This window comes from Janthinobacterium sp. 64, from assembly GCF_002813325.1.
Classification (GTDB): domain Bacteria; phylum Pseudomonadota; class Gammaproteobacteria; order Burkholderiales; family Burkholderiaceae_D; genus Janthinobacterium.
Genome location: NZ_PHUG01000001.1, coordinates 4,011,072 through 4,031,352, shown reverse-complemented (window position 1 = coordinate 4,031,352; position 20,281 = coordinate 4,011,072). Strand labels below are relative to the sequence as shown.

Here is a 20,281-nt window from a genome sequence, read left to right as displayed (position 1 = left end):
GGCAACTCACCGCCGCCCGCCCGCTCCCCGGCTTTCCAGCCACTCGCGGCCGCCGGCCTCCAGCGCGGCCTCGATCACCTTTTCCGGCAAGCTATATACCGTTGCCCAGCTGGCGCGGCCATCTTGCGTATTCGCGGGAAAACTGTGCGTCTCGATGGGCCAGTGGTATTTGCGTTTCAGCGCCTTCACGATGGCGGCCAGAGAGACGCGGCCTTGCAGCGGTTCGGCGCCGGACTGGTCGCGGTTGGACAGCAGCACTGCCAGGACCTGGCCGCGGCCCGTGCGCGCGCCGGGAAAGGTGGGAGTTTTGTTTGCCATGGCCTATTTTACCGGGCAATGTCGGACGAGATGCGATGTGCGCACCTTTGATCTGGCGCAAGCGCCGCACCAGCTTTGCGGCCACGATGGGTATTTCGCCAGGCGTGCCGGCGCCCCTCCGGCAGCCTGGGCCACTCATCACGGGGCACAGGAGCCTATCATGCACAGCCTGAACATCCATGCCATGCAATGGCAACCCGTTGCCGATATTTCCGCCGTCGACCCGCTGCTGCCCGCGGATCTGGCCTGCTTTCGCGAATTGCGCGACGTGCTGCAGCGCTATGGCGCACTCGACCGCTTCGGCATTTCCCTGATCCACCGCCATTTCGACATCGCCGACGACGAGGAGCTGATGGAATACACGGATGTGGAACAACGCACCTTGACGGTCAAACCTGTCAAGAAAAGCGACATCGACTGGCAGCACACGACCATTACCAACTGGAAATTGACGGAAGGCGAGGAAGTGGCGCGCATCGGTTGCGGTTGCGCAAGCAATTCGGGTGGCCACCTGGGCTATCACCGCGGTACCTGAGGCTGGCCGACGCCGCCCGTCAAGCGGCGTCGGCCTTTCTTACAGTTGACCTCATCCAGTTCAGCCCGCTTTAGGCAAGTACTTGATTCAATATACTTTTTTTAAGTGGCACGCAAGCTGCTTATCCCTGTCTACGAGATGAATCCAGGCAAGTCATTCTGGATTCCTTGTCCCCCCGGATTTCCCGAGACTGACCACGATAAGAGGCTGCGATGAACGTCGATCACACACGAAACAAGACCCTCGGCTGGCTGGGCGCACTGGCGGCGGCAAGCCTGCTGGCCAGCGGCCAGGCGCAGGCCGGCGCGTACGGCCTGGCCGTCAATGAGTTGAACAATTTCCGCATCACCACCAGTGCCGGCAGCTTGTCGCTGGCCGGCGCCAACCGCAATGCCAGCGACAGCGCCTTCTTCGAAGGTGGCGCAGCCGTCAATCCGCGCGCCGTCAATACGGGGCCGACCGCCAACGCCGACGTGCTGCAAGTGTGTTCGGGGGGCGGCTGCAGCGGCTTGCCGCAGAATCACTACGCCCCCAGTCCCAGTTCCACCCTGGAATTCGCGCGCGGCGATGCGCACGCCTTCGGCAATATGCTCAATGGCGGCGCCACGGTGCGTGCCGTCTCCGAAGCCCAGCGCGACACGGTGGGAGCAGCGTCCTCCACGGCCGGCGACACGCTCACCGGTTCCGTCAACCTGACCCTGTCGAGCGCCGGCTTCATCACCTTCAGCTTCATGGGGCGGCGCGACTTGCGCACCAGCGTGACGACCATGGGCGACAAGTCGAACGTGTCGATCATGGATATCTTCAATATCTCGTGCAATGCCGCCAGTCCCGCCGGCTGCCTGTCGAACGCGAATGCCGATGGCGTACTCTTCCAGTTCGCGCCCGATGGCGACGCCAACAATGGCAGCGACGTCAATGGCAACCATACGGCCGGCAGCATGGATCCGTTCAGCCTGAACATGACGGCCGGCACCAACGACCCGGCCACCGGGCGCGCCTTCACGAACGGCTTTGCGATGTTTGCCCTGACCTCGAATTTCGCCCTGCCCGCCGGCAGCTATACCTTGAACTTTTCCAAGTCCACGCGCACCGACATCGTCGTCATCGATCCCTTGCAAGTACCGGAGCCAGGCACCCTGTTCCTGCTGGGCACGGGACTGGCCGCCCTGGCTTTTACGCGCCGCCAGCCGAAGCAAGCTGCCGCATGAAAAACACGCGGCGCCCGCAAAGGCGCCGCGTGTTTTATGCCGACAAAAAACCTGCTAACCGAGCCGTGCCAGTGCCTGGCGCGCCAGTTGCAACTGCTGCAGATAATAGCGGTGCAGCATGGCGGGGTCGCTCAGGTCGCGCCCCAGTACCAGGCGCAGCTCGCTGGCAGGGCAGTCGGCGGCCTGGCTCTGCACCTGCATCCCAAGCTGGCGGGCCAGCTGGCGCGCCGCCTGCTCTTGCGCGGGCCGGTATTCGACGTGCGTGCGCGCCACCTGGAAGCTGGTTTCATTGGTCAGGCGCACCACTTGCACGGGACCGCCGGCCAGGCTGCGCGCCAGCGCGGCGGCCATGCCCGGCACGCCGTTGCCATTCACAATTTCCAGGCGCGGGCGCGGCGCGGCCGCCGCCGGCATGGGCCGCTCGGGCACTGCGACGGGTACGCTGCGCGCCGCTGCCGGCACGCGCTGCAGCTGGGCCATGCCATCGCTCTGCGTGATCTCCACGCGCGCCATGGCGGGTGCCTCCGGCAACGACTCGGGTACGGGCACAAGCTTCGGCGGCGCCTCGGCGCGCAACAAGGCCATGTCGCGCCGCAAGTCGTGTTCCTGCAAGCTGGCCGCCTGGCGCCGCATGAGGGCGGCGCGCGCGTGCTGTCCCAGCCGTTCGAGTACCTGCGCCAGGTGCTGCCAGGCCAGCGCATTGAGCGGGTCGAGCAGACAGGCCTGTTCCAGCACAGGCAACGCTTGCGCATCGCGTCCGCTTAAATAATAGGCATGGCCGAGATTGCTGAACAGATAGGCCTGCCGCGGCTGCGGCGTGCCCGCCTCCTGCGTCAAGGCCAGCCAATGGGCGATCGCCGCATCGTGTTCACCGCGCTGCGCATGCAGCACGGCCAGGCCGTTGCGCGCATTCACGTGGCGCGGCGCGGCGTGCAAGGCTTGCTCATACGCCGCTTGCGCGGCAGGCAGGTCGCCCGCGTCAAAGTACTGGCGCCCCGCCGCATAGGCGGCATCGGCGTCAGGCCACTGCGGCAGCGGTGCATGCGCCAGTTGCGTGGTACAGGCAGTCAGGCCAAGGCAGGCACAGGCGACGGCCAGGCGGGAGAGCGTCAAGCGCATGGTGACTCCTTTCAGCGGCTGGCCATGGCCGGCACGAGCACGCGATACACTTCGATCACGGCCGGCCCCATGAGCACCAGCATGAGGGTGGGAAAGACGCAAAATATCAGCGGGAACAGCAGTTTGAGGGCGATCTTCGCCGCCGCCTCCTCGGCCAGCAGGCTGCGCTTGCCACGCAGGTTTTCCGAATGCACGCGCAGTGAATCGCCCATGCTGGTGCCGAAGCGTTCCGATTGGATCAGCATGGCGACCAGGGTATCGACATCTTCCACGCCGCTGCGCAAGGCCAGGTTGCGCAGCGCCTTTTCCTTGGAAAAGCCGGCGCGCATTTCCATCAGCACCAGTTGCAATTCCTGCGCCAGCACCACGCTTTTGATGTGGATCTCGCCCGATACCTTGACCAGTGCGCGCTCCAGGCTCAGGCCCGCTTCCACGCAGACGGTCAGCAAGTCGAGCGCATCTGGGAGGTTTTCAAAAATGTCGCGCTGGCGCCGCTTGGCCGTGCTGGCCAGCACCAGGTTTGGCAGGTAATAGCCGACGGTGGCGCTGACGCACAGCAGCAGCAATAGCACGCTGCGCAGCTGCGCCGCCATGGCGCTGGCCGCGTACAGCCCCAGCACGGTGGGAAACAGCAGGGCCAGCACGGTCTTCGCCGCAAAATACAGGGCCGGTGCGCTCGCTTGCCGCCAGCCCGCGTTCATGAAGCGCGTGCGCAGCGGCGAGCGCTCCCAGCCCTCTTCCGGCAGCGACAGCTTGCTGAACGGCTGCGCCACCCGCGCCACCCGCTCCACCCAGCCAGAGTCGGCCACCACATCGCTGGCCGCCGGCGCCGTGGCGCCGAACAGGCGCTGGCGCAATGTGCCGGGAAAGAAGATCAGCCACGCCAGCAGCGCCAGCGCCACCACCACGGCAAAGACGATCACGAGAAACAGCAGTTGTGCACCGCTCATGCGACCTCCTGTTTTATATCCTGATACGGATGACGTTGCGCATCCAGACTACACCCAGCGCCACCATGCCGGCCGCGTACCACAGCAATTTGATGCCGCTGGGATCGGTCCACAGCAGGCGGATGTACTGCGGGTTGACCAGCGCCATGACGCCGATCATCACCACCGGCATCAGTCCCAGCACCCAGGCCGACATGCGCCCCTCGGCCGACAGCACGCGCACCTGTCCCAGCAGTTTCAAACGGGCGCGGATGATGCGCGCGATGCTGACCAGCACTTCGGCCAGATTGCCGCCCGATTCGCGCTGCACCAGCACGGCGATGACGAGATAGCGCAAGTCCGTCAGCGGAATGCGCGCGGCCAGGTTTTGCAGCGCCTCGTTCATCGGCACGCCGTAATTGATCTCTTCATGCGCCATCTTGAATTCGCCGCTGATCGGCTCATTGAGTTCATCGCCCACCATTTGCAGCACGTTCGAAAACGAGTGTCCGGCGCGCAGCGCGCGGGCCAGGAAATCGGCCGCTTCCGGCAATTGCGCCTCGATCTTTTTCAACCGCGCCGCGCGCGCGCGCAGCACGAACAGGCACGGTCCGCTCACGGCGCTGGCCAGCAGCAGCAAGGTGCCGGGAAAAGGCATGGACCAAGCCGCCAACAGCAGCAAGGCCGCCAGCAACAATGCCCCCGTGACGCCGATGAATTGCGCCACCGACCAGGACAAGCCCGATTGCAGCAGCAGGTGGTCGAGCTTTGCCGCCTGCGGCAGGCGCCGCAGCCAGCGCTCGAGACCGGGTGCACGCGCATAGCGGCGCTGCTTGAGGATGGAGACCCGCTCGCCGCCCGCCTCGCCGCGCGCCGCCATCAGCCGCAAGCGCCGGTTGATGCGCCGCGCCGCGCTGCCATGCGTGCCCGACCACCACAGCCAGGCGCCTTCCACCATCAGGATGCAGGCGGCAAACAGCAGCACGGCAAAGCCGTAAAAGACCAGGTCCATGCTGCCTCCTATTCGTAGATGCGGTCCGGATCAAAAACACTATCGGGCACCGGCGCGCCAAACATGCGCAGGCGTTCCGTGAAGCGGGGCCGCACACCCGTGGCGCAAAAGTGACCGAGCACCTTGCCGTCGGCATCGACGCCCGTCTGCTCGAAGCGGAAGATTTCATGCATGGCGATGATGTCGCCCTCCATCCCCGTCACCTCCTGCAGGCTGACCAGCTTGCGCGCGCCGTCCGTCAGGCGCGACACCTGCATCACCACCGTCACGGCCGAACAGATCTGCTGGCGCGTGGCGCGCGGCGTCAGGTTCACGCTGGCCATGCCGACCATGTTTTCCAGCCGCGCCAGCGCGTCGCGCGCCGTGTTCGAGTGGATGGTCGCCAGCGAACCCTCATGGCCCGTGTTCATCGCCTGCAGCATGTCGAGCGCCTCGGCGCCGCGCACCTCGCCCAGGATGATGCGGTCGGGGCGCATGCGCAGCGCATTGCGCACCAGCGCGCGCTGGCTCACTTCGCCCTTGCCCTCGATGTTCGGCGGGCGCGTTTCCAGGCGCACCACGTGCGGCTGGCGCAGCGCCAGTTCGGCCGCATCCTCGATGGTGACGATGCGCTCGCTGCCGGGAATGAAGCCGGACAGCACGTTGAGCAAGGTCGTCTTGCCGCTGCCCGTGCCGCCCGAGATCAGGATGTTGACCTTGGCCTGGCCCAGCGCCTGCAGCACCTGCACCATGGGCGGCGTCAGGCTCTTGTAGTCGAGCAGGTTGGCGATCGTCAAAGGCTGCACGGCAAAGCGCCGGATCGATAAAATCGGGCCATCGACGGCGAGCGGCGGAATGATGGCGTTGACACGGGAACCGTCCGGCAGGCGCGCGTCGACCATCGGACTCGATTCGTCGACGCGCCGTCCCACGCGCGAGACGATCTTTTCGATGATCTTCATCAGGTGCGCATTGTCGTGGAAGGTCACGTCCGTCAGCTGCAACCGCCCGCCCCGCTCGACATACACCTTGTCGCAGGTATTGACGAGGATGTCGGATACGCTGGCGTCGGCCAGCAAGGGTTCGAGCGGGCCAAAGCCCAGCATCTCGTGCTGGATGTCGAGCACCAGGCTATGCCGCTCATGCTGGTTCAGCACGATGCGCTCTTCCTCGATCACGCGCTGCACCAGCAGCGCCAGCTCGTGCTTGAACTGCTCTGCCGTCAGGCGCTTTAACCGTTCCAGGTCAATACGGTCGAGTATCGTCTGGTGCATGGTTTTTTTGAGTTCCTGATAGGCGTGCAGCGCCAGCGCCCCTTGTCCATTCGTGGCGGGGCGCACCGTTTCATTTGCCGCCAGGCGTTCGCGTAAAGTCATCTCGGCTCCCATGATGGCTCCCGGCGGGAGCCTTGACATCGATTGCTGTCCTAGGCCTCGCTGCGGCTGAATAACCGGTCGAACAGGCCGCGGCTTTCCGTCACGCGGCGCGCCGTCACCAGTTCCACCAGTTCGGCCAGGCTGCGCGCCACGGCGCTGGTGCGCGACAGCTGCAGCAGCGGAATGCCCTGGTTGACGGAGTCCGTGGCGGCGATGTAATCGTTGGGCACCGTGTGCACCACTTCCGCGCCCAGCGCCTGCTCCAGGTCCGCCAGGCGCAAGCGCCCGCCCTTTTCATAGCGGTTGACGATCAGGCGCAGGCGCTCGCCCGGATAGCCGAGCGAGCGGAAGATGTCGAGCAAACGGCGCCCGTCGCGGATGTCGGGCAGGGCCAGCTGCAGCACCGGGTAGATGGCGTCGGCGTTGTCGAGCGCGCGCAGCGACAGCGCATCGATCTGGCGCCCCACGTCGAGCACGATGTAGTCGTAATGCTGGCGCGCCACGGCCAGGATGCGGTCCATGTGCTCGGGCTGCATGTCGACCTTGTGCGCGGGGTCGTCGGCCGCCGCCAGCACGCCGAAGTTCGGCGTCACGTGCACCAGGCACGAGGCGAGAAAGGCGCCATCCATGCGCGCGATCTGCGCGCAGATATCGGACAGCGTCATGGCCGGCTTCTGGTCCGAGACATACAAAGTGGCGTCGCCGAACTGGCCGTGCAGGTCGATCAGCAGCACCTTGCAGCCGGCCAGGCTGGCCAGCGCGTAGGAAAAATTCGTCGACAGAAAAGTGGCGCCGCTGCCGCCCTTGCACGAAATGAAGGCGAGCACCTTGCCGTCACGCATCTGCGTCACGCCGGCCTGGATATCGACCCGGTCCATCGCCTCGTGAAAGGCCTTGTGCACCAGCGGCAGCTGCAGCACTTCGCGCATGCCGGCGCGCATGGCGCGGATCAGCACATCCTGCTGCTGGCCGCGCGTGAGCAGCATCAGCACGGCCAGCGGATACTGGCGCGCCAGGCGCTCCAGCAAGTCCGCCTCCTCGGCGTCAAGGCCGCTGGCGTCGACGATCACCAGCTCGGGCGCTTCGGGCAGCATGCGCTCGACGGCGTCGCGCAGGCCGCTGCGCCGCTCCAGCAGCCGCAGCACGGGCATGCGGGCCGCACCTTGCGCGGCGATTTCTTCGTGCAAGCTGGCGTCACGGCTAATCATCAAGGCTTTCATCGCACTTCCTCGCTTCTTTCAGGTCAACACAGTCGGCTGCCACCGTCTGGCGGCGTTCAGGGACAGAAATTCGGGTTGTCCGGATAGCCCAGCGACTCGGCCACCGCCATGGTGGTTCCGCTGGGCAAACGCACGGCCGCGGCGCCGGAGGGAAACATCATCCCCAGCAACGGCAGGACGGGCCGGTAGGGCACGCGCTCGCAGCGCGCCCCATCGCCCGGCACGCACAGGCGCGCGCGCACGAGGCGGATGCAGCTGGCGCCATGCGGATCGTCCAGGCAATTGATGCGGTTGCGTTGCGGACAGCCCGGCATTACCGTCACAGGCACGGCCGCCAGCGCGGCGCCGCTGCTCGACTGCGACAGATAATCGATGCGCACATACGCATCGCTGATGCCACCACCCAGCGGCAGCACGCCCGGCGTGGCGCGCAGCACGGCGTGCGCGCGCACGGCCTGCAGCGCGCTTGCATTGCTGAAATCGGTGACGGCCGCGCCGCGTGCGGCGCGCCGGGTGATCTCATGCACCATATTCCACAGATACACGGCGCGCGCCACTTCCAGCATGGCGAACAGGAAGAGAAAGAACAGCAGCGCCAGCATGGCGAATTCGACGGCGAACACGCCGCCCTGGCGCCGGCGCCCCCTGTGCAGGTCAATTTTCATAGCGCAAGGTCGCGTTGGCACGCAACGGTATCGATGTCATCTGCGGCAGCCACTTGCTCAACAGGTCGGGCAGAAAGTCGATCGGCATGTTGGTCGCGAACTTGACGCGCACCTGCTGCGGCTTGCTGGCAAAGCTGCCGCAGGCATAGGAATCGTCGGTATACACGCATTCCACGCTGATCCTGCTGGTCTCCATTTGCGGCCAGGTTTCCACCATTGCATCGAGCACCATCTGCCGGGAAAACGCCACGCCCTGGTTTGCCGTGCCGATGTTGCCCATCTGCGGCAGCGGCAGGGTAGCCATATAGCGCGCCGCATCGTGCGCGCTTTTTTGCATGGTCGTATAAGCCAGCAGCACGCGGCCGAACAGCAGCACCACGGGCAGCAAGCCCATGAAAAACAGCAAGATCAGCGCCAGCTCGATGGCGGCCACGCCGTCCTGGCGGCGTGGCCACGACTTGCGGCATGGCGCCTTCATTGCAGCAGCTCCGCCGGGCCGGCCAGCGCCTGCTCCGGCACCACGCCGGCAAATTCGGCGCTGAGCATGGCGCTGCTGGCCGGCGCCGTCATGAAAAAGCGACCGATGGCCAGCACATTGGCCAGCACATCGCTGCCGGCCGGCAAGGGACACGCCAGCAAGGCGATGTTGAGCACGCGCCGCTGCGCCACGCCCGTGTTGCCCACGGGCGCGGTCTGGAAGGCGAGCGCCAGATAGGGCGTGCCGCTGGCGGGATAAAAGCTGTTGCTGGCAGGCGCGCCGGGCAAGCCTGGATACAGGCTGTTCCAGGCGCTGTTGGGAAAGGCGACAAAATCGCCGGGTGGCTTGGGACTGGCGTATTGCACCGCCTTGGCGAACGACCACAAGGGACCATAGCTGGCAGCGGAAATGGAGGCAGGCACCCCGGCGGCAGCTGGCGGCAGGTCGGCCACGGACAGCAGGGGATTGCCGCCGCTGGAGGCGGCGCTGGAAGCGGACGGCATATTCATCCACCAGTTCGCCGCCGCGTTGGGAAAGACGCGGATGTTCACGTCGGGCGGCGCCGTCAGCGGATGGCAGCCGCTGCCCGCATACTGGTTGAAGCGGGCGTTGAATGCCGGCCACAAGCCGGTGGGGAACGGACGGTGCGCATGGATGGCCGCGCCGCCGATGGCCGTGTGCAGCACACTGCCGCTGCAGATGAACGGCGCCACGGCGGCGTCGCTCACCTGCGCCGACGGGCCGAGCGCGCCCAGCGGACCGAGCGGGTTGAGCACGAAGTGCTCGGGCGCGGCCCCATGCGGATTAAGATGGAACAGGTCATACGCGACGCCGCGGCGAAAGCCGTATTCCAGCGCTTCCTTGCGCTCGGGCGGCCCCGCATTCGTGCGCAGGCTGGCCGGCGCCGACGACAATGCGCAGATGGCCAGCGGCGTCAGACGCAGGCTGGTGCGGCCCGCCACGGCGCGCGCGCCCGTGTCGAGCGTGCGCAGCGCCGGCGACCAGGCACCCAGGAAGGCCGTCGCCACCGTGCCCAGCGACGGCGTGTTGTCGCGCGTATCGACGCGCACGAACAGGGCCGTGGCGGGATCGGCCGCCGCCCCCACCTGCCACGCACTGGCCGGCGCGTCAAAGGCGCTGGCAAAGCGGATGCTCTCGTCGGACAGAATGGCGCCCTGCGTGCGGCGCCGATATGCGCTCTGCCCGGCTGCGCTGAGCTTGGCTTTCTCCACGGCATTGGCCAGTCCGGCGGCCGTGCCCACCAGTTCCGGCGCCGCCGCCAGCGCCGCGTTGTCGGCCAGGTTCTGCAATTCCGTCTTGCGGCCGATGACCTGCCCCACATCGATTGCCAGGCCAATAAAGCCCAGTACCACGATGAGCAGGATGGAAAAGGCGATCAGCATCGCCCCGCGCTGGCGCTCGCGTCTATTTGCCATTGCCGCCTCCCAGCATGAATTGCACCGGCTGCGGCGCCTGGCTGTTCGGTTCGGCAAACGAGGCGCGGTAGCGCTGCATGACGGCGTGCGCGCTGGGGCCATCGAGGCCATCGGCCGGCGTGCGATTGCCGGCGCTGGCCGGATCGCGCACCTGCTGCGCCATGGCCAGGCGCACGGCGTCGCCGAAGCGCCGGTCCAGCTGCGGCGTGCTGCCGTGCGCGCAGGCGGCCAGCTGCAGCACCAGCAGCAGCGCCGCCAGGCGCCGCAGCGACATCAAAAGCGAGTTCGGCATGGCATCTCTCCCCGTCTCATTTCAGCTCGAAACCGTTGGCCGCGCGCGGTGGCGGCACGGACGGCGGCGCCAGCGTGCCTTCCATCTTGCCGCCCAACATCAAGTCCGTGCGCGAAGGGGGCGCCAGCTGCGCCGTCGGCAGTACGGCGTCCGCCGGCAACGGTTTGACCAGGTGCGCGGTAATGACGAACAGCAATTCCGTGCGGTCATGCTGGAAATCCGTGCTGCGAAACAGCGCGCCGAGGATGGGCACTTCGCTGAGCCAGGGCACGCCCGTGATGTTGCTCACCTGGTTGTTCTTGATGAGGCCGCCGATTGCGTAGCTCTGGCCGTCGTACAACTGCACCGTGGTTGAAGCGCGCCGCGTGGTGATGACGGGCAGGATCGAACGGCCGCTGACGCCGGCGGCGGAAATGCCGACTCCTTCGCGCGACAGTTCCGACACTTCCGGCGCCACCTTCAAATTGATGCGCCCGCCCGACAGCACGGTCGGCGTGAAGCGCAGGCCGACGCCATACTCGCGTTCTTCCAGCGTGATCTTGTTGTTGTCCTGGCCGACGGGAATGAAGATCTTGCCGCCCGCCAGAAAACTGCCTTCCTGACCGCTGATCGCCATCACCGTCGGCTCGGCCAGGATGCGCACCAGGCCATCCTGTTTCTGCGCCTCGATGGTCAGTTGCTGGCGGCCATTCGACTTGCGCACGTCGAGCAAACCATTGGCCGTGCCGCTCAAGAAATTCGACAGCAAGGTGGTGGCCCAGCTGCCGGATGCAAAACGCAGGGTGGCGCCCACTTCCAGCCGTTCCAGCAGCGACTTCGACACTTCGGCGATCTGCACGGCCAGCATCACTTGCTGCGGCGCACTGACGTCGAGCATGTTGATGACGCGGCTGTTCGCGCCACCCGTGCCGCCAGCGGACGCCGTGGCCGCCGCCGGCATGGCGGCGCCATCGGCGGGCTTGGGCAGCGCCAGCGGCGATGTTGCACGACGCACATAAGCGTGCGCCAGCTCGACGGCGCGCAGCACGGCGCCCGCATCCTGCACCGTGCCCGACAGCACCAGGGTATCGGCCACGGCCGTCACGCGGATGGCTTTTTCTTCCGGCATCAGGGCCGCCAGGGTCGCTTGCAAGCCGGCCGGGTCCATGCTGACGCTGACGTTCACCACGCTGCACACGCCACTCTTGCCCTGGATGATCATATTCGTGCTGCCCACGTCGACACCGACCACATATAAGGTATCGGGGGCGACCAGCATGGCTTGCAGCACGGCGGGATTGCCGACGCTGCGCTGTTGCACGGCCTCAGGCAGGCGCAGCATGCTCGACTTGCCCACCTGTAGCTGCAGCTTGCCGGGTGTCGCCGCTTCGCCGCCGCAGCGCGGGCCAGGATCGGCCGCCGCGCCGGCAAGCGGCAACAGCAGGCAGCATAGTGTCAGCAGAGCGCGGTTCATGAGCGTGTCCATGGTTGGCTAAAAACATTCGCGCGACTGGCGCGTCCCGTCGATGACGCCGCTGCACTGGCGCGCCGCTTCCGGCGCTGCCTTCGCCACACGCACCGGACGCGGCGCCACGGCAAGCACGGGGACAGCGGCAGGAGCGGGAGCAGGCTCGGCTTCATGCGGCCCGCCCAGCAAGGTCAGCTTGGTGGCGCCCGCCGTCACGCCCGGCTGCGGGTCGACCTGGTTGCGCAGCACCAGCGACAGGCTGCCCACGCTGCGCGCCAGGTCCAGGTTTTCCGCCTGGTCCGGCGTCACTTCCAGGGTCACCGCATTGACCACGCGCGGCTTGGTCTCATCGCGCCCCACTTCCTGCGCCACGGCCAGCACCAGGATGCGTTCGAGCACGATCTTGGAAATGTTGCGGCTTTGCGGAAACGCGCGGTCGCCGGTATCTTGCTGGGTACTCACGATGATGTCGACATAGTTGCCCGGCAAGGCAAAGCCGGCCACGCCGATCACGTCGTTGACGCGCACGGTGATGGCGCGCCGCCCTTCCGTGATCAGGGCCGACAGGCCGCCCAGGGTGCCCACCGGTGCCAGCTTGGCTTCGCTCAGCGGTTCGCCGCGCAGCACGCTCGTTTTCAGCACCCGTCCCGCCAGTGGCGCCGGGTCTTGCAGCGCGCCTTGCGGCAAGCTTTCCGCCGGCCACTCGGCCAGGCGCAGCATCTCGGGCGTCAGGCGCTGGCCCAGGTTGACATCGCTGCCGGCGACGACGATCTTGCCCTTGCCGGCCGGCGTCTGGCGCAGCAGCCAGTGCGAGGCCAGCAACACGGCCAGCAAGCCCAGCACCACAGCCAGACCCATCATCAGGAGGGCGCGCCGGTTCTTCATGCGATACGCTCGCACAGGCTGGCGGCCGGCATGTCGCAACTGGCAAACAGGCTGCTCCAGGCCTGTTCCAGGGCGGCCACCGTCAGGCGCGCTTCGCAGCCGGCAAAACCGGCAAAGTCGCCTATGCGCGCCAGCAATTCAGCAGGATAGCTGGCCAGCAAGGGCCGTCCCTGCGCGCCATGCAGCTGCAGCAGGTGATTCAGGGCCAGCTCGTCGATGGCCATGCCGGCCAGACGGCATTGCTGGCGGAACAGGGCACGATAGGCGTTCTCGGCCAGCGGGCCCACCTGCACCTTGTAGCCGATGCGGCGCAGCAAGGCAGGATCGAACAGCTCGCCCGGCGCCACGTTCGTGGCCAGCACCAGGGCATTGTCGAACGGCACGCTGATCTGCACCCCGCCGGGCAGACCCAGCTGGTCGCTGCCGCGTGCCAGCGGCTGCATCAGCCGCGTCAGCAATTCTTGCGCACCCAGGCGCTGGCAGCCCAGGTCGTCAATGATCAGCATGCCGTTATTCGCCCGCACATGGGGCGGCGCCTGGTAGCAGCCGCCGCTGGCGTCATGGCGCAGCTCCAGCATGCCCGCGTCGAGCTCGGCGCCCACGTGAATCACGGGACGCTGGCACAACACCCAGCGGATATCCGTGCTGCGCCGCTCCAGCGCCTGGCGCGCATGGCTGACATGCTGCGGCGCGGGCGGCAGGTGCTGCGCCGGATCGTACAATTGAATGATGTCCTGGCCGATGACGATGGCGTACGGCACGGCGACGAGGCCGTGCAACAATTGGCCCAGTTGCAGCGCCAGGGTCGACTTGCCGCTGCCGGGCGGACCGTACAGCAGCAGCGAGCGCCCCGAATGCAGGGCAGCGCCGACCACGTCGAGCACGCCCGGTCCCGCATGGGCGCTGCCCAGCACGGCGGCCAGGTCGTCGCTGCCGACGCGCTGTTCCTGTACCAGCCACGACTGGCGCGCCACCATGGCGCGGTACGCTTCCAGTGTGACGGGCGCGGCGCCGATATATGCGCAGCGCTCAAGGAAGGCGCTGGCGCGCTGCTTGCCGGCGCCCGTCAGCTGATACTGCACGTCGATCTCGGATTCGCCGCGCCAGGCCACCTCGGCCATCTGCTCGGCCACCATGAAATCGAGCACTTCGCGCAAGACATTGATCGACAGGCGCAAGCGCGTCGTCATGGCGGACAGGTGCGTCTTGCCGCTCACAAACATCAGCTTGGCGATCAGTTCAACCACCAGCGGCCGCTCCAGGCCCGTTTCGCGCAAGCTCTTCGGCTGCGGCGGCAAGGGCGGCATCAGGTTCGCGTCGGCGGGGCGCGGCGCACTCTCGGTGCTCATGGAATAGTCGACCTCGGTCATCCTGTGTCTCCAAGCCGGTTAAGACTGCATTGAACAGAATTCATTCTAGCCAGCGGGGACTGGCGCCCATTGATTCAGAGCAATAAATAACAATCAGAAATAATGTCGCCCTTGCACCACCAGACAGCCCAAGGCAATGGCCAGGCCGTACGGCATGTTGCCCACGCTGGCGCCGCTGCCCAGTGCGTTAGGCACCAGGGGTATGCCGGCCATGCGCGCGATCATCGGCCACAGCAGCTGGCGCAGATTGCCCAGGCAGGCGCGCCACTTGCCCTGGTACGTGATCATCAGCACGGCCATCAGGCCGCCCAGCACAAAGGTGGCGAAACAGATCTGCAGCACGGGCCACGGGCCGGCAAAGGCGCCCACCATGGCGATCAACTTGACGTCGCCGGCGGCCATGCCGCGCAGCGCATATAAAGGTAGAAACAGGAAGAAACCCATCGCCATGCCACCCAGCCACAACGATGGCACGCTTTGCGGCCACAGCCACAGGTGCAAGGCCAGCGCGGCGAGGATGCCGGACAGCACCAGCCAATTCGGAATCTTGCGTTGGATCAAATCACTGACGGCGGCCCCCATCACAAAACACAACAACAGCAGGTCGCACAAGGCAGTTGCAGGCATGGCATACCTCCCGAAAAAAACCCGCTGCCGGCCGGCCAGCAGCGGGCACCCGCTTAGGGCGTCAACACCAGGTTCGACGAAATTTCGGTGAGGACGTTCAGCAAGTTGGTCTTGATCAGCAAGAATCCGGCCGTGATGGCGGTCGCCATCAAGGCCGCAATCAAGCCGTACTCGATTGCCGTAATCCCGTCCTCATCTTGGACAAACTGCTGTACTGCCGACAGGAAGGTATGCATGACAAGCTCCCAAAAGTGAATCACAAGTCCCTGGCGCAATCGGGTGTGAAACATTGCCCATTCCTGCTAATATGTTTCCGGCCGTAAATTTCTGCGCCATTGCATTGACTATAAAGCGTCCATCATTTGGCAAATTGACGCGCCACAAGTTTCCATATGGAAATTATCAAACCTTGTTGAAATGACGGCGGACGCAAACAATTGTTGCGATCAAGATTGAAAGTCTTCGTCAAGGCAAGTTTTTTGCAACGCAGTGCATGAATATCATGTATTTACATGAAATATTGCATACGTTAATTGCCTATTAGGCAAAAAGACATTATCCTGCTTAGCTCTTCTTTGGAAAGGCCTCTCGCCCTGCGGTAAAGAGCGTCATGCCACCAAATAAATCTTGGCTTCTTGTAGACGGACGCGAACATGCTCTTGCTTGATGCAATGCTGCTATGACGACACTTGTGTGACTACTTTCCAGAGAACGACAATGGATTCCCTACTGAAACACATGGTGGACATGACCGGGCACCGCGACCACACGATGCTCGACATCTCCGTGATCTCGGCGGTTCAGGAGCTCGCTGCCGCGTCGCAAACCCGTGTGCTGGCACTGACCAGCGTGCGTGGCCAGGTGTTCGTGCGGTCGCGGGCCATCATCGTGGCGGGCAGCGTGGCCCGCATGGAAGACAATCCCGACCCGTCGCTGCCTGGCGAACCGCTGTCCGACTATCCGGCCCTGGCCGCCTGCATCAAGCGCCATGAAGCGAGCGCCGATACCCTGTGCACCGACGGCCGCCACCTGCTGTGGCTGCCCATCTGGATCGGCGACCAGGTCACCACCTGCCTGGAAATCACCAACCCCACGCCCTACACGGGCGCCACCATCCAGGTGATCGGCGGCATCGTCAGCGTGTACCGCAATTTCCAGAACCTGCTCGACTACAGCGAACGCGATTCGCTCACCGGCTTGTTGAACCGCAAGACCTTCGACGACCAGCTGGCGAAGATCCTGCAAAGCCGCGGCGACCCGGAAGCGGAGAGGCCGCGTCCTATCGATGAAGAACGGCGCCACCATACGGACACGGAACGGCAATGGCTGGCCGTGATCGACGTCGATCATTTCAAACTGGTCAACGATAAATTTGGCCACCTGTATGGCGATGAAGTGCTGATCCTGATCGCCAACCAGCTGCAATCGTCGTTCCGCTCGCAAGACCGCATCTTCCGCTTCGGCGGCGAGGAATTCGTCGTGCTGCTGCGCTCGATCACCCTGGACAATGCGCAGAAGATCATCGACCGCTTCCGCACCAATGTCGAAGCGCACGACTTCCCGCAAGTGGGCAGAGTCACCGTCAGCGTGGGCTTCGTCAGCATCAACGCCTATGAGGCGCCCGTCATCATTCTCGGCCGCGCCGACCAGGCCCTGTACTACGCGAAAAGCCATGGCCGCAACCTGGCGTGCCACTATGACGAGCTGGTGGCAAAAGGCTTATTAACGACCATCGCCTCGAACGATACGGCGGAATTCTTCTAGGCATCCGCCAGCGATAAAAAGCGCATGGGATCGACCTGCCACTTGGCAGCCGACTCATGGCCGACGATCTTGTCGCCGCCGCCGAAGCCGAAGCCGCGCGACAGGTCGACCGTCTCGGGCTTGATGTAGGCATTGCTCTTCGTACTGAAAAACACATTCACCTTCGGCGCCAGCAGATTGCTCTCGTGCGCTTCGACGACGACGGCCAGGCGGCCCGATTCCAGCATCACCATCGTACCCACCGGATAAATGCCCACGCAGCGCATGAAATCCTGCGCGAACACGGGGTTGAAATGGAATTTGCTCCACTCATAAATCTTGCGCAGGGCTTCGGCGGCGGCGATGCCCTTGTGGTAGCTGCGGTCGGACGTCAGCGCGTCATACACGTCGACGATGGCGGCCATCTGCGCCAGCTCGCTGATGGCGTCGCCGGCCAGCTGGTCCGGATAGCCGCTGCCGTCGCGCCGCTCATGGTGGTGCAAGGCGATGTCGAGGGGAATGGCGCCCAGCTCGGGCGAGCGGCACAGGATATCGTAGCCATCGCGCGGATGGCGCTTGATCAGGGAAAATTCATCCGGCGTCAGGGGGCCGGGTTTGTTCAGCACGCTGTCGGGCACCAGCGCCTTGCCCGTGTCGTGCAGCAAGCCACCCAGGCCGGCCTGGTGCGTGGTGGCGCCATCGACGCCCCGCGAGCGGCAAAACGCCACCAGCAGCGCGCACACGCTGACGGAGTGCAGGAAGGTGTAGTCGTCCTTGTTCTTGATGCGCAGCAAGCCGACGAGGGCGCCGGGATTGCGCAGAATCGATTCGGTAATATCTTGCACCGTGTGCTGCACGCGGTCGATCTCGACGGCCTTGCCCAGGCGTACATCGGCCATCACCGTGCGCACCAGGCTCGATGCCTGCCGCCGCACCTGCGTGGCGCGCGCCAGTTCCATGCCCAGCGACACGCGCGTGACCACCTGCGGCGCCGCCGCGGCGATCTGCACCAGTTCGCGTTCCGTCTCGGCCCGCGCCTGCGCCACGGTGGGCGCATCCTGCACATCGAGGCCCTTGCCGCTGTCGATCACCACGTCGTGGATGCCGGCTTGCACGATCTTGCGGATTTCATCGTCGCTGCGCAACAGGAAACGGTTGCGCACGAACGGATGGGTCATCCAGTCGCAGCTGAGGTCATGGACATACATGCCCACTTTTAATTGAGACGAATCAACTTTCTTGAGCATGCTGTCATCCCACAAGTACGCGTCTGGAGCACCGAAGGCGCTAGAATGAGTATAACAAAATTGTTATTCTGCTGGCCGCGTTCGGCGCTGCGGCGCAACATGCTGTTTTTCCGATCACCGCACACTCAACGCACCGCTCTTGGGACCCATGGAACTGCGCCAATTACGCTACTTTGTTGCCATCGCTGACCACGGCTCGCTGTCGCGCGCGGCCCTGATCCTGCATGTGGCGCAGCCGGCCCTGACGCAGCAGCTGCGCCAGCTGGAAGAAGAACTTGGGGTACAGCTGCTGCACCGCTCGGCCCAGGGCGTGCTCAGCACGGACGCGGGCAAGGTGTTTTACGAACACGCGCAAGCGATCCTGAAACAGGTGGCCGATGCCCGCTCGGCCGTGACGCAAAGCGCCACGCGCCCGTCCGGCAATGTCACCCTGGGCTTGCCGCACAGCATATCGGGCGCGCTGGCCCTGCCTCTGCTGCTGGCCGCGCGCGAACGCTATCCCGAGATCACCCTGCAACTGACGGAAGAAATCACGGGCAACCTCAATGAACAGCTCAGATCGGGCCGCATCAACCTGGCCGTGCTGTTCGACGATGGCCAGCTCACGCCGTTTGCCTGCAGCCCCCTGGTGGAAGAAGAAATGCGTTTTATCTGCCGCAGCGATTCGCCGTTCGCGCCCGCCGGCCATGCCGTGTCGTTCCCGCAAGCGTTGAGCGCCACCCTGATCCTGCCGGGTCTGCAGCATGGCGTGCGCCCGCGCATCGACAGCCGCGCGCGCGAACTGGGCCTGGAGACGGTGAACGTGATCGAGATCAACTCGATCGCCATTCTGAAATCGGCCATCCTGGCCGGCATGGGCGCCACCATCCTGCCGGCCGCTCCCCTGCTGGCCGAACTCGACAGCGGCGCCATGCGCAGCTATGCCATCCACAGCCCCGTGCTGTCGCGCACGGTGGCCCTGTGCGCGTCAAAAAACATACCGCTGACGAACGCGGGCAACGCCGTGAAGCACCTCGTGCTGCAAGTGGCCGCCGAGCTGTGCGGCAGCGGGCGCTGGGTGGGCGCGCACGTGCTGTAACGAGCATTATTTTTCCAGCAATAATTTCTCAAAAGAAATAAAATGATGGTCTGTTCATTTCACCATCATCATCATGTCTTTGCTTACCACTTCCTTGCGCTGCCTGGCGGCAGGCACCGCCCTGCTGCTCTTGATGCAAGGCGCCCAAGCCGCCCGCCCTCAATCCGAATTTCCCCTGCGCGAAGTACTGCTCAGCGACGTTGCGCAGCCCATCGAAAGAAAAGAAGTCGAGGTGGTGGTATTTATTGCGCCGGAAAGTTGCACGCCCAAGACCCATGAAAGTACCTGGGGCACCATCGTCTCGTCGGACAACACGTCCCTGTTCAAAAGCTGGGCTTGCCGTGCCTATGTCGACGCTGCCAAGGATCCGAAAGAAGAATTCGCCTTCGTCCCCATGCCGCCCGCGTTCAAGCAGCCATCCATCCTCGACACCGTGCAGGGACTGCCTGCCGGCACGACGGGGCGGCGCTACGTGGCTCTGGTGGACTGGAAATATGCAGATACCACGCTAGGAAAATGCAATAGCTTTGGCTGCTACTCCAGCCTCGTCATGCTCATTGAAACGGTGGTATACGACCGGGTTGCAGCCAAAACGATCTGGCATTCCATCGAAACGACACGCGCCGCGATGAAGGGACTCAGCTACGATGTCAAAGAGGCAAATCGTATAGGGCCACTGCACGTCTCCATTACGCTGAACGCGATCATTGAGCGCAAAACCGTGCAACAAGCCGAGGAACAAGGCATGCGCCGTACGACCGCCCTCGAGCCGTCGAATGTGCCAGGGCAGGCGGGCACGGCACTCAACAAAAAAGCCAATCTGATCTTCTTTAACCGCATGCCGCAAGAAACAGTGGATAGCGAGAAATTCGACAGTGGCAGGAAATTCTATAATATCGAGGCCAGCCATCTGCAGGGCCGCGCGAAAAAAACCTCTTACTATAATGACTCCAGGACCCATGTGGCGCTGGAACTGCCGCCGGGCACGTACGAAATCGCCTTCTACAAAGACCGCAAGACCTTCGATATCAAGGAAAATGGGCCTCCCGTTTACCTGAGCTTTGATAACGCTATCTTCAGCACTATCGCTATCAATGAAATCAGCCCCCAAAAAGCCCTGGAACTGGCGCAAGACTCGCTCAATGCCCTGCTGCCAGAGTTGACGCCAGTGGCCTATCCCTTGCGCGCACGCAAGCTGCAATGGACGCAACCCTAAGCGTGCCCTGCATGCATGGCCTGTCTTGCGGCGCAAGGCAGGCCATCATTTTTTCTTATACCCCCATCGTCAAAGCGTATTTGCCCCTTCCCCTCAGT

General features: G+C 64.5%; 21 protein-coding genes. 5 read left to right on the top strand and 16 right to left on the bottom strand.

The window, feature by feature from the left end; translation table 11 throughout:
- Positions 1 to 6 precede the first annotated feature (6 nt).
- Positions 7 to 318, bottom strand: a complete 312-nt coding sequence (locus CLU91_RS17695) for a hypothetical protein (RefSeq protein WP_100875213.1) — start codon at positions 316 to 318, stop codon at positions 7 to 9.
- Between the two features lie 160 nt (positions 319 to 478).
- On the opposite strand from CLU91_RS17695, the gene CLU91_RS17690 reads away from it, so the two are divergent.
- Complete coding sequence (locus CLU91_RS17690; protein WP_071079861.1) at positions 479 to 853, top strand: hypothetical protein; 375 nt, start codon at positions 479 to 481, stop codon at positions 851 to 853.
- Between the two features lie 212 nt (positions 854 to 1,065).
- Positions 1,066 to 2,064, top strand: coding sequence for an EDSAP-1 family PEP-CTERM protein (locus CLU91_RS17685; protein WP_100875212.1), 999 nt, complete (start codon positions 1,066 to 1,068; stop codon positions 2,062 to 2,064).
- A gap of 54 nt (positions 2,065 to 2,118) precedes the next feature.
- Here CLU91_RS17685 and CLU91_RS17680 read toward each other — a convergent pair whose 3' ends face one another.
- From CLU91_RS17680 to CLU91_RS17615, 14 genes are all read right to left on the bottom strand, one after another.
- A complete protein-coding gene (locus CLU91_RS17680; RefSeq protein WP_100875211.1) occupies positions 2,119 to 3,183 on the bottom strand; it encodes a LytR C-terminal domain-containing protein in 1,065 nt (354 codons plus the stop codon).
- An 11-nt stretch (positions 3,184 to 3,194) separates the two neighbouring features.
- A complete protein-coding gene (locus CLU91_RS17675) occupies positions 3,195 to 4,133 on the bottom strand; it encodes a type II secretion system F family protein (protein WP_100875210.1) in 939 nt (312 codons plus the stop codon).
- A 13-nt stretch (positions 4,134 to 4,146) separates the two neighbouring features.
- Positions 4,147 to 5,124 carry a type II secretion system F family protein gene (locus CLU91_RS17670; RefSeq protein WP_100875209.1) on the bottom strand — a complete coding sequence of 326 codons (978 nt, stop codon included), beginning with the start codon at positions 5,122 to 5,124 and terminating at the stop codon, positions 4,147 to 4,149.
- 8 nt (positions 5,125 to 5,132) lie between these two features.
- Positions 5,133 to 6,479, bottom strand: coding sequence for a CpaF family protein (locus CLU91_RS17665; protein WP_100876790.1), 1,347 nt, complete (start codon positions 6,477 to 6,479; stop codon positions 5,133 to 5,135).
- Between the two features lie 50 nt (positions 6,480 to 6,529).
- On the bottom strand, positions 6,530 to 7,699 hold the full coding sequence (locus CLU91_RS17660) for an AAA family ATPase (protein WP_099761020.1): 1,170 nt from the start codon (positions 7,697 to 7,699) through the stop codon (positions 6,530 to 6,532).
- Between the two features lie 56 nt (positions 7,700 to 7,755).
- Positions 7,756 to 8,364: a TadE/TadG family type IV pilus assembly protein gene (locus CLU91_RS17655; RefSeq protein WP_100875208.1), complete on the bottom strand. Its 609-nt coding sequence runs from the start codon at positions 8,362 to 8,364 to the stop codon at positions 7,756 to 7,758.
- Positions 8,354 to 8,842 carry a TadE/TadG family type IV pilus assembly protein gene (locus CLU91_RS17650; protein WP_100875207.1) on the bottom strand — a complete coding sequence of 163 codons (489 nt, stop codon included), beginning with the start codon at positions 8,840 to 8,842 and terminating at the stop codon, positions 8,354 to 8,356. The genes CLU91_RS17655 and CLU91_RS17650 overlap by 11 nt, the downstream gene beginning before the upstream one ends.
- Positions 8,839 to 10,278, bottom strand: a complete 1,440-nt coding sequence (locus CLU91_RS17645; RefSeq protein WP_100875206.1) for a pilus assembly protein TadG-related protein — start codon at positions 10,276 to 10,278, stop codon at positions 8,839 to 8,841. Before CLU91_RS17645 ends, CLU91_RS17650 begins: the two co-directional genes overlap by 4 nt.
- The gene (locus CLU91_RS17640) at positions 10,268 to 10,570 is read right to left on the bottom strand and encodes a hypothetical protein (protein WP_100875205.1); all 303 of its coding nucleotides are present in this window, start codon (positions 10,568 to 10,570) and stop codon (positions 10,268 to 10,270) included. The genes CLU91_RS17645 and CLU91_RS17640 overlap by 11 nt, the downstream gene beginning before the upstream one ends.
- Positions 10,571 to 10,586: 16 nt before the next feature.
- Positions 10,587 to 12,023 (bottom strand): type II and III secretion system protein family protein, encoded by a 1,437-nt coding sequence (locus CLU91_RS17635; RefSeq protein WP_100875204.1) that lies wholly within the window; start codon positions 12,021 to 12,023, stop codon positions 10,587 to 10,589.
- A gap of 18 nt (positions 12,024 to 12,041) precedes the next feature.
- A complete protein-coding gene (cpaB, locus tag CLU91_RS17630) occupies positions 12,042 to 12,902 on the bottom strand; it encodes a Flp pilus assembly protein CpaB (RefSeq protein ID WP_100875203.1) in 861 nt (286 codons plus the stop codon).
- The gene (locus CLU91_RS17625; protein WP_100875202.1) at positions 12,899 to 14,272 is read right to left on the bottom strand and encodes an ATPase; all 1,374 of its coding nucleotides are present in this window, start codon (positions 14,270 to 14,272) and stop codon (positions 12,899 to 12,901) included. Before CLU91_RS17625 ends, cpaB begins: the two co-directional genes overlap by 4 nt.
- A 93-nt stretch (positions 14,273 to 14,365) precedes the next feature.
- Positions 14,366 to 14,899: an A24 family peptidase gene (locus CLU91_RS17620; RefSeq protein ID WP_100875201.1), complete on the bottom strand. Its 534-nt coding sequence runs from the start codon at positions 14,897 to 14,899 to the stop codon at positions 14,366 to 14,368.
- Between the two features lie 53 nt (positions 14,900 to 14,952).
- Positions 14,953 to 15,135: a Flp family type IVb pilin gene (locus CLU91_RS17615; RefSeq protein WP_100876789.1), complete on the bottom strand. Its 183-nt coding sequence runs from the start codon at positions 15,133 to 15,135 to the stop codon at positions 14,953 to 14,955.
- Between the two features lie 481 nt (positions 15,136 to 15,616).
- Here CLU91_RS17615 and CLU91_RS17610 point away from each other — a divergent pair, with 481 nt between their 5' ends.
- Positions 15,617 to 16,663: a GGDEF domain-containing protein gene (locus tag CLU91_RS17610; protein ID WP_100875200.1), complete on the top strand. Its 1,047-nt coding sequence runs from the start codon at positions 15,617 to 15,619 to the stop codon at positions 16,661 to 16,663.
- Here CLU91_RS17610 and CLU91_RS17605 read toward each other — a convergent pair.
- Entirely contained in the window at positions 16,660 to 17,889 is a 1,230-nt protein-coding gene (locus tag CLU91_RS17605) for an HD-GYP domain-containing protein (RefSeq protein WP_100875199.1), read from the bottom strand. The genes CLU91_RS17610 and CLU91_RS17605 overlap by 4 nt on opposite strands.
- Before the next feature lie 148 nt (positions 17,890 to 18,037).
- On the opposite strand from CLU91_RS17605, the gene CLU91_RS17600 reads away from it, so the two are divergent.
- Both CLU91_RS17600 and CLU91_RS17595 read left to right on the top strand, forming a co-directional pair.
- Positions 18,038 to 18,967: a LysR substrate-binding domain-containing protein gene (locus tag CLU91_RS17600; RefSeq protein ID WP_100875198.1), complete on the top strand. Its 930-nt coding sequence runs from the start codon at positions 18,038 to 18,040 to the stop codon at positions 18,965 to 18,967.
- A gap of 73 nt (positions 18,968 to 19,040) precedes the next feature.
- A complete protein-coding gene (locus CLU91_RS17595) occupies positions 19,041 to 20,183 on the top strand; it encodes a hypothetical protein (RefSeq protein ID WP_157814726.1) in 1,143 nt (380 codons plus the stop codon).
- Positions 20,184 to 20,281 lie beyond the last annotated feature (98 nt).

Coding starts and splice junctions, on each gene's coding strand:
- CLU91_RS17695 (WP_100875213.1), bottom strand. CDS start 318: ATGGCAAACAAAACTCCCACCTTTCCCGGCGCGCGCACGGGCCGCGGC.
- CLU91_RS17690 (WP_071079861.1), top strand. CDS start 479: ATGCACAGCCTGAACATCCATGCCATGCAATGGCAACCCGTTGCCGAT.
- CLU91_RS17685 (WP_100875212.1), top strand. CDS start 1,066: ATGAACGTCGATCACACACGAAACAAGACCCTCGGCTGGCTGGGCGCA.
- CLU91_RS17680 (WP_100875211.1), bottom strand. CDS start 3,183: ATGCGCTTGACGCTCTCCCGCCTGGCCGTCGCCTGTGCCTGCCTTGGC.
- CLU91_RS17675 (WP_100875210.1), bottom strand. CDS start 4,133: ATGAGCGGTGCACAACTGCTGTTTCTCGTGATCGTCTTTGCCGTGGTG.
- CLU91_RS17670 (WP_100875209.1), bottom strand. CDS start 5,124: ATGGACCTGGTCTTTTACGGCTTTGCCGTGCTGCTGTTTGCCGCCTGC.
- CLU91_RS17665 (WP_100876790.1), bottom strand. CDS start 6,479: ATGACTTTACGCGAACGCCTGGCGGCAAATGAAACGGTGCGCCCCGCC.
- CLU91_RS17660 (WP_099761020.1), bottom strand. CDS start 7,699: ATGAAAGCCTTGATGATTAGCCGTGACGCCAGCTTGCACGAAGAAATC.
- CLU91_RS17655 (WP_100875208.1), bottom strand. CDS start 8,364: ATGAAAATTGACCTGCACAGGGGGCGCCGGCGCCAGGGCGGCGTGTTC.
- CLU91_RS17650 (WP_100875207.1), bottom strand. CDS start 8,842: ATGAAGGCGCCATGCCGCAAGTCGTGGCCACGCCGCCAGGACGGCGTG.
- CLU91_RS17645 (WP_100875206.1), bottom strand. CDS start 10,278: ATGGCAAATAGACGCGAGCGCCAGCGCGGGGCGATGCTGATCGCCTTT.
- CLU91_RS17640 (WP_100875205.1), bottom strand. CDS start 10,570: ATGCCGAACTCGCTTTTGATGTCGCTGCGGCGCCTGGCGGCGCTGCTG.
- CLU91_RS17635 (WP_100875204.1), bottom strand. CDS start 12,023: ATGAACCGCGCTCTGCTGACACTATGCTGCCTGCTGTTGCCGCTTGCC.
- cpaB (WP_100875203.1), bottom strand. CDS start 12,902: ATGAAGAACCGGCGCGCCCTCCTGATGATGGGTCTGGCTGTGGTGCTG.
- CLU91_RS17625 (WP_100875202.1), bottom strand. CDS start 14,272: ATGACCGAGGTCGACTATTCCATGAGCACCGAGAGTGCGCCGCGCCCC.
- CLU91_RS17620 (WP_100875201.1), bottom strand. CDS start 14,899: ATGCCTGCAACTGCCTTGTGCGACCTGCTGTTGTTGTGTTTTGTGATG.
- CLU91_RS17615 (WP_100876789.1), bottom strand. CDS start 15,135: ATGCATACCTTCCTGTCGGCAGTACAGCAGTTTGTCCAAGATGAGGAC.
- CLU91_RS17610 (WP_100875200.1), top strand. CDS start 15,617: ATGGATTCCCTACTGAAACACATGGTGGACATGACCGGGCACCGCGAC.
- CLU91_RS17605 (WP_100875199.1), bottom strand. CDS start 17,889: ATGCTCAAGAAAGTTGATTCGTCTCAATTAAAAGTGGGCATGTATGTC.
- CLU91_RS17600 (WP_100875198.1), top strand. CDS start 18,038: ATGGAACTGCGCCAATTACGCTACTTTGTTGCCATCGCTGACCACGGC.
- CLU91_RS17595 (WP_157814726.1), top strand. CDS start 19,041: ATGTCTTTGCTTACCACTTCCTTGCGCTGCCTGGCGGCAGGCACCGCC.